Annotated in this window: 11 protein-coding genes and 1 tRNA gene; 5 read left to right on the forward strand and 7 right to left on the reverse strand. The window is 44.7% G+C overall.

Annotated features, from left to right (window positions below; translation table 11 throughout):
• Nucleotides 1-19 precede the first annotated feature (19 nt).
• Nucleotides 20-1459, reverse strand: coding sequence for an asparagine--tRNA ligase (asnS, locus tag A4R26_RS12495; protein WP_081164108.1), 1440 nt, complete (start codon nt 1457-1459; stop codon nt 20-22).
• A gap of 732 nt (nt 1460-2191) precedes the next feature.
• Here asnS and A4R26_RS12500 point away from each other — a divergent pair.
• Together A4R26_RS12500 and feoB are read left to right on the forward strand one after the other, a co-directional pair.
• A complete protein-coding gene (locus tag A4R26_RS12500) occupies nt 2192-3175 on the forward strand; it encodes a 2-hydroxyacid dehydrogenase (protein WP_081164109.1) in 984 nt (327 codons plus the stop codon).
• A gap of 171 nt (nt 3176-3346) precedes the next feature.
• Nucleotides 3347-5470 carry a ferrous iron transport protein B gene (gene feoB / locus A4R26_RS12505; protein WP_081164110.1) on the forward strand — a complete coding sequence of 708 codons (2124 nt, stop codon included), beginning with the start codon at nt 3347-3349 and terminating at the stop codon, nt 5468-5470.
• 469 nt (nt 5471-5939) lie between these two features.
• Here feoB and A4R26_RS12510 read toward each other — a convergent pair whose 3' ends face one another.
• The 6 genes from A4R26_RS12510 to A4R26_RS12535 all read right to left on the reverse strand — a co-directional run bounded on the left by A4R26_RS12510 (nt 5940) and on the right by A4R26_RS12535 (nt 11187).
• Nucleotides 5940-6428, reverse strand: a complete 489-nt coding sequence (locus A4R26_RS12510; protein ID WP_081164111.1) for a GNAT family N-acetyltransferase — start codon at nt 6426-6428, stop codon at nt 5940-5942.
• 98 nt (nt 6429-6526) lie between these two features.
• Nucleotides 6527-7678 carry a methionine aminotransferase gene (locus tag A4R26_RS12515; protein WP_081164112.1) on the reverse strand — a complete coding sequence of 384 codons (1152 nt, stop codon included), beginning with the start codon at nt 7676-7678 and terminating at the stop codon, nt 6527-6529.
• Between the two features lie 149 nt (nt 7679-7827).
• Nucleotides 7828-8187, reverse strand: a complete 360-nt coding sequence (locus tag A4R26_RS12520; protein ID WP_081164113.1) for an MmcQ/YjbR family DNA-binding protein — start codon at nt 8185-8187, stop codon at nt 7828-7830.
• Between the two features lie 83 nt (nt 8188-8270).
• Nucleotides 8271-8984, reverse strand: a complete 714-nt coding sequence (locus tag A4R26_RS12525; RefSeq protein ID WP_081164114.1) for a 3'-5' exonuclease — start codon at nt 8982-8984, stop codon at nt 8271-8273.
• A 2-nt stretch (nt 8985-8986) separates the two neighbouring features.
• Nucleotides 8987-10069: a mannose-1-phosphate guanylyltransferase gene (locus A4R26_RS12530; RefSeq protein WP_081164115.1), complete on the reverse strand. Its 1083-nt coding sequence runs from the start codon at nt 10067-10069 to the stop codon at nt 8987-8989.
• Between the two features lie 140 nt (nt 10070-10209).
• The gene (locus tag A4R26_RS12535; RefSeq protein ID WP_081164116.1) at nt 10210-11187 is read right to left on the reverse strand and encodes a KpsF/GutQ family sugar-phosphate isomerase; all 978 of its coding nucleotides are present in this window, start codon (nt 11185-11187) and stop codon (nt 10210-10212) included.
• A 503-nt stretch (nt 11188-11690) separates the two neighbouring features.
• Here A4R26_RS12535 and recQ point away from each other — a divergent pair.
• From recQ to A4R26_RS12550, 3 genes are all read left to right on the forward strand, one after another.
• Nucleotides 11691-13997, forward strand: coding sequence for a DNA helicase RecQ (gene recQ / locus A4R26_RS12540; protein WP_207625739.1), 2307 nt, complete (start codon nt 11691-11693; stop codon nt 13995-13997).
• Nucleotides 13998-14213: 216 nt separating this feature from the next.
• On the forward strand, nt 14214-14672 hold the full coding sequence (locus tag A4R26_RS12545) for a hypothetical protein (protein ID WP_081164117.1): 459 nt from the start codon (nt 14214-14216) through the stop codon (nt 14670-14672).
• Between the two features lie 206 nt (nt 14673-14878).
• Nucleotides 14879-14951: transfer RNA gene (locus A4R26_RS12550), tRNA-Phe, on the forward strand.
• The last annotated feature ends 263 nt before the right edge of the window (nt 14952-15214 follow it).

The following is a 15214-nucleotide window of genomic DNA, read 5'->3' on the forward strand; positions in this document are numbered from 1 at the left end:
TTTATATCAAACTACATAATTAAAATTCTGCGTTCTTGGGTGTTCGTGGGAACGGAATTACATCGCGAATGTTGGTCATGCCGGTCACAAACAATACCATTCTTTCAAAACCAAGGCCGAAACCGGCGTGCGGTACAGAACCAAATCGGCGGGTATCGAGGTACCACCACATTTCATCTGCAGGCACATTCATTTCCTTCATACGTTCGGTAAGTTTGTCGAGGCGTTCTTCTCTTTGTGAGCCGCCTACGATTTCACCGATCCCGGGCGCCAGAATATCCATGGCCGCTACCGTTTTACCATCATCGTTCAGGCGCATGTAAAACGACTTGATGTCTTTCGGATAACCGGTAACGATAACAGGTTTCTTAAAGTGTTTTTCTACGAGGTAGCGCTCATGTTCGCTTTGCATATCTATACCCCATTTCACCTCGTACTGGAATTTCTTTTTCTTGTAAGCCGGTGAATTGAGCAGAATATCGATGGCTTCGGTATAGGTGATGCGCTCGAAGCTATTGTTCATTACGAATTCCAGCTTTTCTATCAATCCCATTTCGCTGCGTTTATCCTGGGGCAGTTGTTTTTCTTCTTCTGCCAGGCGTTGAGCGAGGAACTCCAGGTCTTCGCGGTTATTCTCCATTACATAGCGAATGAGATATTTGATGAACTCTTCGGCGAGGTTCATGTTGTCTTCGATATCATAAAAGGCCATTTCCGGTTCAATCATCCAGAACTCAGCAAGGTGGCGGGCGGTATTTGAATTTTCAGCCCTGAACGTGGGGCCGAAAGTATAGATCTCACTAAAGGCCATGGCTGCCAGTTCGCCTTCGAGCTGACCGCTCACCGTAAGGTTGGTGCTGCGGCCGAAGAAATCTTCTTTAAAATTGATAGTGCCGTCTTCGTTGCGCGGCGGGTTATCAAAAGGCAGGGTGGTAACACGGAACATTTCACCGGCGCCTTCGGCATCGCTGGCGGTAACCACGGGCGTGTGCATGTACACAAACCCTTTCTCGTTATAGAATTTATGAATGGCGAATGCCAGTGCATGGCGCACGCGGAATACCGCGCCAAAGGTATTGGTACGGAAACGCAGGTGCGCTATTTCGCGCAGGTATTCCAAACTTGGACGGTTCTTTAATTGTAAAGGATATTTTTCGGGATCGCAATCGCCGAGGATCTCGATGGCCGATGCTTTCACCTCCACCTTCTGGCCTTTACCCTGGGAGGGAATAAGGGTTCCGGTGGCTTTTATGGAAGCGCTTTGGGTAATGCGTTTAAGCGTTTCCTCATCAAGCATTCCCAGTTCAACTACTACCTGTATATTATTATTGGTGCTACCGTCATTCACAGCTATAAACTGATTATTGCGGAAACCCCGCACCCAACCCATAACAATAACTTCCTGACCGGTAGCCTCACTGGCCAGCAGCTCTTTAACTTTTACCCGTTTGTTGAACATATCCTATAAGTTTTAATGCTTTTCGTTGGCCATTGGCGAACAAAAAGGGAGGCAAAGATAAGTATTGGCAGAAGTTCGGGGAGTGAAAACAAAGAGGAAATAAATTTTTGAAAAACTAATGAGTGTTTGTTATTTCTTATGAAGCAGCCTTGTTGAGTAAAAAATGATATTCAGTTAGGGAAAACTTTTTTCCAAAAAAGGTCATTTCTCATGAAAACAGGTTCCGTTTACATGAGAACGAGGTCATTTTTAATAAAAATTGGCCGATACTTATAAAAGCAGTGCGTGTTCTCGTGAAAAAAGAATAAAACATATGAAAACAAGGTCATTTCTCATGAAAAAGGGATAAAACTCATGAAAACAGGGTTGTTTTTCATGAAAAAGCCAAAATCTCATGAAAATGGGTCATTTTCTTCAATGAATAATTCATTTTCCATGAAAATACTAACCTAAACGATTGAAAATGAATCTCAAATAGTAAATGTATGCTGCTGTATGAAAATCAATTAGCAGCCTTAGTGATCGTTCAAAAAGAATTCAAAACCCATCCACATTTTCAGCCATTTCAACTTTATCAACTTATAACCTTGTCAACCCGTCAACTGGCTCCCCTTCTTCATTTCTCATTACCCTGTATTCCACTTCTGCATTCAACATTTTACATTCGTTATTCGACATTCCTAATGACTTTCATCACCTCAACTCCCTCCCCTTTCCCCTAAATTTGTCTCTATGAAAATCGCCTTCTTCTCCACCCAGCCATACGATAAAGAATATTTCACCCGCCATAATAGTGGTCACGATCTGGTGTTTTTCGAAGCGCAGCTGAACGAACAAACTGTTCCGCTCGCCGACGGCTGTAGTGCCATATGCGCTTTTGTCAACGATTCGCTGAATGCAGCCACCATAAAACAACTGGCCGCCCAGGGCGTACAGCTTATAGCCATGCGCAGTGCCGGGTACAATAATGTCGACCTGCCTTCGGCGCAGCTCCATAACATTAAAGTGGTGCGTGTTCCGGCCTATTCGCCCTATGCAGTAGCCGAACATGCCGTAGCGCTTATTTTAACCCTGAACCGCAAAACGCATAAAGCGTATAACCGGGTGCGGGAAGGCAATTTCTCGCTTGACAAATTGACCGGGTTCGACCTGCATGGTAAAACAGTCGGCGTTATCGGTACTGGCAAAATTGGCCAGGTTTTCTGCGATATCATGAAAGGCTTTGGCTGCCGGGTGGTGGCATTCGATCTCATTGCCAATAAAGAGCTGGAATCTAAAGGCATTGAATACCTGCCGCTGGTGCAGTTACTGCCGCAATGCGATATCATTTCATTGCATTGTCCGCTTACCGAACAAACCAAACATCTTATAAACGCCGATACGCTACGGCTGATGAAACCGGGTGTAATGCTCATCAACACCAGCCGGGGCGCACTGATCGATACGCGCGATGCCATTCATGCCTTAAAAACCGGTCACCTGGGCTACCTGGGCATCGATGTGTATGAGCAGGAAGAAAAGCTGTTCTTCCATAACCTGTCTGAACAGATCATTGAAGACGACGTGATCATGCGGTTAATGAGTTTTCCGAATGTGTTGATCACCAGCCATCAGGGATTCTTTACCGATGAAGCGCTTACCCAAATTGCCAAAACCACACTCCGGAACGTGCATGATTTCGAGGCCGGCAAACCGCTCGAGAACAAGGTTGTGTAACTGTTGTACAATGTTTGTCAATAAAGCAGTAAAATCCTTAATGTCAGCGGTTCACTGCGGTTTTCAATATTCACTTAGTTTTTACTCATATCGTAAATTACGGCCCGGTTAAATCGGTATTTTTGCGCTCTTGTTTAAACCCTTTTGCTTAATGCAAAAGGGTGTTTAGTAATGGCGAAGACGATACATATTGCATTAGTAGGAAATCCAAACAGCGGCAAAAGTTCCCTGTTCAATGTTTTAACCGGCCTGAACCAGAAAGTTGGCAACTTTCCGGGTGTAACGGTAGACAAGAAAGTAGGCATCTGTCAATTATCGGAAACGCTAAGCGCTTCCATCGTTGACCTGCCCGGTACATATAGTTTATACCCCCGTCGTGAAGATGAGTGGGTGGCCTACCGCGTATTGATGCGGCAGGATAAAGATGTGGAAGAGCCGGAAATGGTGGTTTTGATTGCCGATGCCAGCAACCTCAAGCGCAACCTGTTGTTTGCTTCCCAGATCATAGATCTTAAAATACCGGTGGTGGTGGGACTGACCATGATGGATATCGCCCGCCACAAAGGCATCCAGATCGATGTGGCAGAACTGGAAAGGGAGCTGGGTGTGCCGGTAGTTCCCATCAACCCGCGCAAAAACAAGGGCATTCTTCCCCTGAAAAAAGCGATAGAACAAACCGCACTTGAATTATATAAAGCGCCTGTTCGCGATTTTATCAATAATGAAGCCCTCGCCCCGGCCGCTATCGGCAGCGTAAAGGCGTTGTTTCCCGAACTGAGCGATTACAAAGCTGTTCATTATCTCATCAACCACGAATCGTTTTCCCTGAACAATCAGATGCAGGAGAAAATAGAATCGATTGAACAGGATAATAATTTTAATCATACCAAAACACAGGCGGAAGAAATACTGCAGCGATACCAACGAATTGGTTCCATTCTGAAACAATCGGTAACCGAGCCCTCGCCGCTGCAAAAAACATTGTTTACCGAAAAGCTGGATAATATATTTCTTCACCGCCGCTGGGGATATCTCATTTTGCTGGCGGTGCTGTTCCTGTTGTTTCAAAGTGTTTTCTGGCTGGCCGAGTACCCCATGACGGGGATCGACTGGGCCTTTGGTGAAATAAGCGGCTGGCTTACCAGCGTAATGAAGCCAGGCTGGTTCACCGACCTGCTAATAAATGGTATTGTTGCCGGGCTGGGCGGTATCCTCATCTTCATTCCCCAGATCATGATCCTGTTTGGCCTGGTGACCATTTTGGAAGATACCGGCTACATGGCCCGCATTAGCTTTTTAACAGATAAGCTGATGCGCAAAGTAGGCCTCAACGGCAAAAGCGTTATGCCCATGATCAGCGGTTTCGCCTGCGCCGTACCAGCCATCATGAGCGCGCGCAATATTGAAAACAAAAAGGAAAGATTACTCACCATATTGGTTACGCCATTGATGAGCTGCAGCGCCCGGCTGCCGGTGTATACGATCCTGATAGGCCTGGTGATCCCGAAAAAAATGTTCGCAGGCTTTTTGGGTTTACAGGGCCTGGTGATGATGGGCCTTTACTTGCTGGGACCCATCATGTCGTTACTCGTTTCGTATGTTGCACGCCTTTTTATAAATATCAAAGAGAAAAGCTTTTTCATTCTGGAGCTGCCGGTTTACCGCGCACCGCGCTGGAAAAATGTGGTGGTAACGATGTTGAGCAAGGCCAGGATCTTTGTTTTCGATGCCGGTAAAGTGATCATGGTGATCAGTTTAATTCTGTGGGCATTGAGCACATATGGTCCCAAAGAAAGAATGAGCGGGGTAGAAGCACGTTACGAACAACAATTAAAACAACATCCTGAACAGGAAGCAGAACTGAGCCGGTTGAAAAATACCGAGCTTTTAGCAAATTCCTATGCCGGCATTCTTGGCCGAAGTATTGAACCGGCGATAGAACCACTGGGATACGACTGGAAGATCGGTATTGCACTGATCACTTCTTTTGCTGCACGGGAAGTTTTTGTTGGAACCATGGCCACGCTGTACAGTGTTGAAGGCGGCAACGATGCTGATGAAAGTACGTTGATGGAAAAAATGCATGCCGCGGTTCGGCCAAACGGTTCCAAAGTATACACAGTGGCGTCCGGCATATCGTTAATGATCTTTTACGCATTCGCCATGCAATGTATGAGCACACTGGCCATCGTTAAAAGAGAAACCCGTAGCTGGAAGTGGCCGTTGATACAATTAGTGTATATGACCGGACTGGCTTATATTATAAGTCTTATAGCTTATCAGTTGTTGAAGTAAGCGTGAACTTCCCGGGGTTTCAATTGCAAATGAAGATTGCGAGGTTTGGCAGAATGCCCGCCTTATAAATCGCAAAATCACTAAATCCCAAAATCAGCAATAAAAAAAGGGCTCACGAAAGAGCCCCTTTTTGTTTTGTCCAATCCATGAAAAATAAACCGTCCTGTAATATCTTACTTGTGTTTACAACCGCATTTGTCAGGTTGATAGTAAATTTAAATATGAATTGCCTCATTTGCCTTATCCAATGACTCCCTTAACGACCGGCTAACTAAACCAGGTTCACACTACTTTCATTACAGCTGCAATTACATTCATATATATGACGCCAAACGATGAAAAAGGTTTGTTATAGAAACCTTAAATGGTTGCAATAACAACTTTCACTGACAGGTGTGAAGAGAGGAAGTATTTTATTGAAGATCAGTATTGAATCCGTCTGCTTTAAGCAAACTTCCATGTGAGCCAATTATCCTACTATTTTACTTCTTTTTTCAAGCATAACAGTCGTTCGCCAGATGCCATCAAGCCGGGCAATACGTTCGCGATAACCGATAAAGCGAAAACCGCATTGTTCATGTAAATGAATACTTGCCCTGTTCTCTTCATGAATAACGCTTAACAGCGACCAGATGCCATTAAGTTCGCTGGCTTTTATCAGCTCCTCGAGCAAAATTCTGCCGATCCCTTTTCGCTGATGCTGCTGATGAACATATACGCTTACTTCCGCCACGCCGCTATAACATTCCCTTGCCGATACGGGCGCCAGGGCCGCCCAGCCAACAGGTTCATTACCGTTGAGCGCTATTATCCTTGAGTGTGGGAGATACTTGAGGTTGAACTGTTCCCAATCAGGCACTGTTGTTTCAAAAGTTGCCATGCCCGAAGCAATGCCATGGCCATAAATTTCCAGCACCGGGGCGGCATGTTCCTGAAGCATTGGTATCAGCGTAATCATAAGCTAATTTAAAAAATTAGCCGGCAACTTTAGAAGGAAGGTTGTCTGCCGGTTGGTGAACGGCTCTTTTCAGGAGGCGGGCTCCTTCCATATTTATTTTATATGCGGGCCAAACGCTCAGCTGCCAGCGCCAGGGTTTCTTCTTTTTTACCAAAGCAAAAGCGAACCACCTTGTTATCGGTTGCATCCTGGTAAAAGGCAGAAACAGGAATTACGGCCACGCCAAACTCTTTTGTAATGCGGATGGCGAAATCCTTATCGCTTTCATCGCTGATGCGATCATATTGTGCGCAGATAAAATAACTGCCCTTACTGTCGAGCATGGTAAACCGGGTGTCTTTCATCAACGTTAAAAAGTAGTCGCGCTTTTTTTGCAGAAAGGAAGCCAGTGATAAATATGACTCTTTATTTCGCAGAAAAGCGGCCAGCGCCACCTGTGATGGTGTATGGCAGCTAAAGCAATTGAACTGATGCACTTTGCGGAACTCGCGGGTAAACGCGGCAGGCGCCACGCAATACCCCAGTTTCCAACCGGTACAATGGTATACTTTACCAAATGAAAAACAAACAAAACTTCTCCCCACCAGGTCGGGGTAACGCAGGATAGACTGGTGTTTTATATTATCGAAAATTATATGCTCATATACTTCATCTGAAACTATGATGATATTGGTGTTCTGCACCAGATCGCGCAACTGCTGCATATCTTCTTCCCGTAGCACTGCACCGGTTGGGTTGTGCGGCGAATTGAGCATAATAACCCTTGTTTTGGAAGTTATTTTACGGCGTACTTCCGCCCAGTCGATCCTGTATTCAGGAAACTGCAGATCGATGCGAACAGGTGTGGCGCCATTCACCACTATATTGGGAATGTAACTATCGTACCCCGGTTCAAAAACAATTACCTCGTCACCCGGTTGTAATACCGTGGTAAGCGCAGTGTAAATGGCATAGGTGCCCCCGGGCGTAATAGTAATATCTGTATCGGGGTTAACAGTTGTGTGATACAAAAACGCAATCTTTTCTGCAATGGCTTCCCGCAGGGGCATCCAGCCCGGCATGGGCGAATATTGGTTGAACCCTTTGTTCATGGCTTCCGTTACCAGCGCGGTTAGTCCGGCGCTCATAGGAAAATCAGGAAACCCCTGGCCAAGGTTAACGGCTTTGTGTTCGGTAGCCAGGGCGCTCATTACGGTAAAAATGGTAGTGCCTACCTGGGGTAGTTTAGATTGGATCTGTATTGACGTCAATGTCTTTATTTGTAAAGAGTGATCTAAATGAATTTGCCCCGTGATTCTTTTCTCTGTCTGCCTGCGGCTGCCGCTCCGGAGAAACTTAGCGAGGGCGGCATGAATTCAAACCTTATCAACCTGTTAACCGGGGAACCAGTCATCTGGCGCTACTTCTTTCCCTTAACCTGTTCCCGCGCTTTTACCGGCAGGCTTTCTACAATGAGATCATAGGAATCGGTGATCCATTCCTTCAACATCGTATTGCTTACGGTTCCATCTACTACGATGGTATTCCAGTGTTTTTTATTCATGTGATAACCGGGTTGAACGCAATCGTACCGCTCCCGAAGCTCAATGGCTTTTTCGGGGTCGCACTTTACATTGAATTGAAATGTTTCATGGTCCAGCGAACAGATCAGGAAGATCTTTCCGCCCACTTTATAAACAAGGGTATCGGGCCCAAAGGGAAAGGTTTCTTCCACGGCCGGTTTTGATAAACAATAATCGCGAAGAGATTCTACATCCATACAACTCAACTTTACTATTTGCAATTTACAAATGTCAGCGGTTTGTTTAAAATGGAATGTACTTGTAAAATGAAATATTGTTATTATTTTATTTCAATGCTTTCTGCATCTATCTGTTCTTCGCCCGTCATGCGCAGGTACACCTGCACGGTGGTTATTACGTCTTTCTGGCAATAAGTGGCAATGCGTTCCAGGTTCTTATCCTTCCAGTATACTTCCCACACCTTGCTGCCATCGATATCGTCTTTCGGGGTGGGAATGCCCAGCGTACAGGCAAGCAGATTCAATGAAGTAAATGTTTTGTAATCGCCAAACCGCCACAGGTCCATAGTATCGAGATGGTTTATTTCCCAGGGCTTTTTTCCCCTGGTATTGAGAATGGGTGGTATGGGAATATTATTGATGATCATTCGCCGGCACAGGAAAGGAAAATCGAATTCTTTACCATTGTGGGCGCAGAAGCATTTATTGGCATCTGTGGTCCAGCGTTTCAGCATTTCGGTGAACTGCAACAGCACTTCGCGTTCATCATCGCCATAAAACGATTTGATGACGAGTTTTTTGGTGGGATTATAACCCTGGATGTTCCCGCAGCTGATACAAACAATTTTACCAAACTCGGAATATATTCCGGCGCGGTTATAAATGGTTTCTACCGTTTCTTCTTCCTTATTACGAATCAGGTAGGCGGCCTTTAGATCCCAGAGGGATTTCCATTCGGCCGGCATCTTGTCGTAGCAATCGTATTGCGGAACCGTTTCAATGTCGAGAAAAAGTATATTGTTGAGCGTAACCATTCTTAAAGATACTTATCTCCCTTGTTCCTTTTAACCTCGGCAACATATTCTTTGATATCCTGTTCTTTTTCTCTTTTGCAGATAAGGAGCACGTCGTTGGTATCAACTACAATGAAATCTTCCATGCCCTGCAGCACAACGAGTTTGTTCTCGGGCGTTTGGATCATACAACGATGTGTGTCAAACACAATGACATTGCCACCACCGGCGGCATTCTCCATATAATCTTTATCAAGATTTTCCCAGGCGCTGTTCCAGCTTCCGAGGTCGCTCCAGCCGAATGAGGAGGGAATCACATACACATTATCGGCCTTTTCCATTATGCCGAAATCGATGGAGATATTGGTACAAAGCGGATAGATGCGCTGTAAAGCCGGACCTTCTTCCGTAGTATTCAAATACGCTTTTTCCGCTTCGAATACATCATAGGTCTCAGGCAGGTATTTTTCGAATGCAGCGATTATATTTTTCACCTGCCAAACGAATATACCGGCGTTCCATAAGAAGTCGCCGCTGGCAAGAAATATTTTGGCGGTTGAAAGTTCAGGCTTTTCGGTAAACGTTTTTACCTTATACACATTGTCGCTAACTGCCTGTTGCTCGTATTGTATATAACCGTAGCCGGTATGCGGATAGGCAGGTTGAATACCCAGCGTTACCAATGCGCTGTGTTTGCCAACAAAACTGAGCGCTTCGAAACAAACTTTATTAAAAGCAAGCGGATCGAGTATCAGGTGGTCTGAAGGAGCAACTATCAGCGAAGCCTGCGGATCGAGCTGGTTCAGTTTGTAGCTAATGTAGGCAATACAGGGAGCTGTATTTTTCCGGGACGGTTCGCCCAGAATATTCTGCAGCGGCAGTTGCGGCAATTGTTTCTTTACAATATTTATGTATTCGTTTGAGGTAACTACATAAATATTTTCGGCCGGTATAAAAGCAGCAAATCGTTCATACGTGGCTTGTATGAGTGTTTTTCCGGTATTCAGAATGTCGAGGAACTGCTTGGGGTAATTAGTACGGCTCATGGGCCAGAAACGGCTTCCTATTCCCCCTGCCATTATTGCTACGTAATGATGTTTGTTCATTTTTTGTTAAGTTGTCCTTTTCGGCTAAGCCCGGAATACTGACAGGTTACTATTTGATGATGCCATTGACACCACAAAACGACAAACTGTCAACTTTATTAGTTGATAAAGTTACAATCTTGCTGATTTTACTAAATAACTTAAATGAGCCCTTCCCTGATCAGGTCGTGCAGGTGAACAAAGCCATGATATTCCATTTCTGCCGACACAACCACCAGCTGGCTGATATCAAACTTTCGCAAACGATCAAGTGCTTCTACAGCCAGTGCATCGGCTGTAATAGTTTTCGGGTTCACCGTCATGATCTCTTTTGCAGTCACGCTGTTCAAGGGAATATTCTTCTCCAGCATTCGCCGCAGGTCGCCGTCTGTTATGATCCCAAGCAAACGTTTGTTCTCATCGGTAACGGCTGTTGTTCCCAATCGCTTTTTCGATATTTCAACGATCACTTCTTTAAGGGAAGCGGCAGGAGAAACCTGAGGCTTTTCATTATTTACATACAGGTCGGATACGCGCAGGTATAATTTCTTTCCAAGAGTACCGCCGGGATGGAACCGGGCAAAATCTTCCGAAGTAAAACCCCTGAGCTCCATCAGTGTTACGGCAATGGCATCGCCCATTACCAGTTGGGCCGTTGTGCTGGAAGTTGGCGCCAGGTTATTGGGACAGGCTTCCTGAGATACGGTAGTGTTTAAAACAATGCCCGACTGGCGGGCCAGGAACGAAGCAGTATTTCCCACCATACCTATCAATGTATTGCCAAAATTCCTTACCAGGGGAACCAATACTTTTATTTCAGGGCTTTCGCCGCTTTTACTAATGATCATTACCACATCGTCCTGTTGAACCATGCCAAGGTCGCCGTGAATGGCATCGGCAGCATGCAAAAACACCGCAGGTGTTCCTGTTGAGTTTAATGTTGCAACCAGTTTCTGGGCTATTAAAGCGCTTTTGCCAATACCACTAATAACCAGCCGCCCCTTCATTTCGTAGATGGCCTTTACGGCATGTTCAAAATCATCGTTCACCATGTTTTGCAACGACGCAATGGCCTCTGCTTCCAACCCGATGGTCCGAAGCGCAACAGACTTAATATCAATGGCAGACAAAGTAGACATATTATGGCGCAAACCTACTTGAAATTGTTAATTGCACAAAGCTTTATGCACATTGTAACTGTTAACCTTTAGTCTTCGAACCACAGGAAAGGATTCCTGTGTGTTTCTGGCTAATGTTATCCACACATTTGCGATGCGTTATTTATCAAACGCTTATACAAACAATATGCAGCAGCTTTTGTTAAGTTAAGCAGTTTATAATAAAGCCGGCAGCGTATCTTATGAAGAAGCTAAAATACAGGCTGATTATCACTTAAGCAGCTTTTTAAATATGAGGATTTGACAATTAAAAGATTGGCATAACAACAAAAATGAATTAAATTCGCATCCCTTTACATGTTTTGCCTATAACATTCTTATCCTAAAAGGCCTGATTTAAACCCATACACTGACGATTTGCTAAAGGGCAACAAGTACCATTTATTGACGTTAAAGAAAACGTCAATCAGGCTTGGTAATTAATATTTTCTGAAACAATCTGTGCGAAGGAAACACTTTGAGCAATGTCAACCACATCAAAAAAAATACCGTCAAAAACGGCAAAAGTTCAGAAAGACAAAGACAATACAGTAGCAAAGAAAAAAACTGCAGATTCTTCTTCTACTACCTCTCCCATTACAAGCGCATCTTTGCATCAGGCTCTCCAGGAGCAATTTGGATTCGATCATTTTAAAGGCAACCAGGAAGCCATCATCAAAAGTTTATTGGCGGGAAAAGATACGTTTGTAATAAAACCTACCGGCGGCGGAAAAAGCTTATGTTATCAGCTGCCGGCCATCATCAGCGAGGGAGTGGCTATTATTATCAGTCCGCTTATTGCATTAATGAAAAACCAGGTTGACCTGGTACGCAGTTATAGCAGCAAAGATGATGTAGCGCATTTTCTTAACTCCACCTTAACAAAAAAGGAAATTCGCGAAGTGCATGACGACCTGGTGAGCGGACGCACAAAAATGTTATACGTAGCGCCAGAAACCTTGACTAAGCAGGAAAACCTCGAGTTTTTCTCCGATCTGAAACTTTCGTTTTTTGCGGTTGACGAGGCACACTGTATTTCAGAGTGGGGACACGATTTCCGCCCCGAGTACAGAAGGCTGCGTGAAATGATGACACAAATCAATCCCGACATTCCGGTTATTGCATTAACAGCGACCGCAACGCCTAAAGTTCAAAGCGACATTATCAAAAACCTCGGACTGAAAGAACCCGAGATCTTTATATCTTCTTTTAACCGCCCCAACCTGTATTACGAAATACAGCCAAAGATCAAGAAAGATCAAACCATCAAGAACATTGTACGCTTCATCGTACAAATGAAGGGTAAGAGCGGTATCATTTATACTTTAAACCGTAAGACCACCGAAGAGCTGGCCGACATGCTGATGGCCAATGGCATAAAGGCTGTTGCCTATCACGCCGGGCTCGACAGCAAACTGCGCGCTGAACGCCAGGATCTGTTCCTGAATGAAGACGTTCAGGTGATAGTGGCCACCATCGCATTCGGAATGGGTATCGATAAACCGGATATCCGTTTTGTCATTCACTTCAATATTCCGAAAAGTATTGAGAACTATTACCAGGAAACCGGTCGTGCCGGCCGTGACGGACTGGAAGGTAAGTGTATCCTCTACTATTCGCATAAAGACGTTTCAAAACTCGAGCACCTGATGCGCGACAAACCACTCAGCGAACGCGAAGTGGGCGCACAGCTTATCAGTGAAACGGTTGCCTACTCAGAAAGTGGTGTATGCCGCCGTAAAATACTGATGAGCTACTTTGGCGAAGAGTATACAGATAAAAATTGCGGACAGTGCGATAACTGTTTGCACCCGAAAGAGCAGGTTGAAGCAAAAGACAATGTGGTGAAGGTGTTGAAAGTGATCAAATCGCTTGATGAACGGTTTGCTTCCGACTACACGGTAAATATTATAATTGGCCGGTTAACGCCCAATATTGCCATGTACCGCCATGAAGGCCTGGCCGAATTCGGTATTGGAAACGATCAGCCCGACCATTACTGGAATTCACTGATAAGGCAAATGCTGCTGGAAGGATTGCTGAGCAAGGATATTGAAGATTACGGTGTATTGAAGATCACTAAAAATGGAGAAGCCTTCAGCAAAAAGCCCAAATCGTTCAAGATTGTATTGAACAATTTATACGAAGAGGCCAATGCCGACGATGATGAAGGTTCTGAAGCAGCTACCGGCGCAGCAGCCGATGAAAAGCTGTTTGAAATGCTGAAAGAGCTTCGTCAAAAGGAAGCCAAGAAAAAATCACTGCCCCCGTTTGTGATCTTCCTTGAAACTTCACTGCAGGATATGGCCACCCTGTACCCTACCAAACTCGAAGAACTGGAGAAATGTTCAGGTGTAAGCAAGGGTAAGGCCATTCGGTATGGTAAACCGTTTATTGAGCTGGTAGCCCGCTATGTTGAGGAAAATAACATTGTACGCCCCGACGATTTCGTAATGAAAAGCGTGGTGAACAAAAGCGGTAATAAAGTATACATTATTCAGCAGACCGATAAAAAGATCCCGCTCGAAGTTATTGCCAAGAACAAAGGCTGGCGTATGGATGAAATGCTGGAAGAAATGGAAACCATTGCCGCCAGCGGAACCAAACTGAACCTTGATTATGCCATTGCCGAAATGCTCGATGAAAACGAGCAGGAAGACATCATCGAGTATTTCAAGGGTTGTGAAACTTCATCGCTGCAGGTTGCACTGGATGAGCTTTCAGATCAGAATTTTACCTGGGAACAGCTGAAGATCATGCGGATCAAGTTCCTGGCACAGTACGGAATGTAAAGACCTCACTTAATGTTATCAATATTAAAATGTATGCCCCCTGGCATACATTTTTTATTTATGCCCCGGCCTGTATTCGATATCATTCATCGAACAATAGGGACATTTAATCGAAATAAGGGGCGCATTTAGCTACCTGTTAATACTTTACATTACCTAATGGCGTTTAAGAGTAAGCAATCTGGTTTAACTCCTGAACGCTAAAATTAAATCCTGATGAAAACCATTGTACTCATGGGCATTTCATGCCTTATGCTGGCTGGTGTGTATGGAGTAATGATCAAGAAGAGCGAGGTCAGCAATCTTTTGTCCTTCAACAAGGACTACAATAACAATACGGTTCCCTCATTTGGTTCTGATAACCCCGACAAAGCCGCTCCGGCTTTCAATGGTACAGAAAATAAAAAGTCTGCCTCCAAAACATTAGATGACAGTCATTGGATCGATGATCCGCTTTTTGAGAAAGCGGCAGGGTCTGAATTGATCATAGATTCTGAAGGGGAAGTGGCAGATGCCGGCCCAAAAACCAATCCCGAAACAATAAAAAGGGCAGCGCCGGAGCAGGACAAGAAAGAGATCACGAATCAACTCACACCTGAAGTAAAGCAGTTGATTTTGGAATTGAATCCTGATACATTGGCCGAGAAGAAAAAGGTGCCGGTGGAAGTGATTTAAAACTGAATTTTTGTACGAAATAAAATAAAGAGACTGCAATAAGGGCATGAATAATGAATAAGCCGACAGCATCCCACCGAACCGGGATGCTTTTTTTTAAAATTAATGCCAGAAAGCAGGAATTCTTTTTAATTTTTTTGCCGTTTTGTTAGGAATATCTCCTATTTTTGCTGCCCGATTTAACCAATGGGTTTCAATCGGGAAAAGGTGCGGTAGCTCAGTCGGTAGAGCAAAGGACTGAAAATCCTTGTGTCGGCGGTTCGATCCCGCCCCACACCACGAAGAAAAGCAGGCAGTTATGAAGCAATTTCATAGCTGCCTTTTTCTTTGGCCGGGGTTTCTAAGGAAATCCCTGCCTTCCGGCCTGAAGCCGCCAACGGCCGTTAATATCCTCCCAAACTTTATAGATTGAAAGTGATCATTATGAAAGTTATGATCGCTTTTTTATTTTTAATCAATCAACGAACTCCTCCGCGTGAAGACAGCTGCCTCCATACTGGGTTCCTTCATTGCATATGTAGCACTCTGCATTGGAACATACC

This window comes from Niastella populi, from assembly GCF_002078015.1.
Classification (GTDB): Bacteria; Bacteroidota; Bacteroidia; order Chitinophagales; family Chitinophagaceae; genus Niastella; species Niastella populi.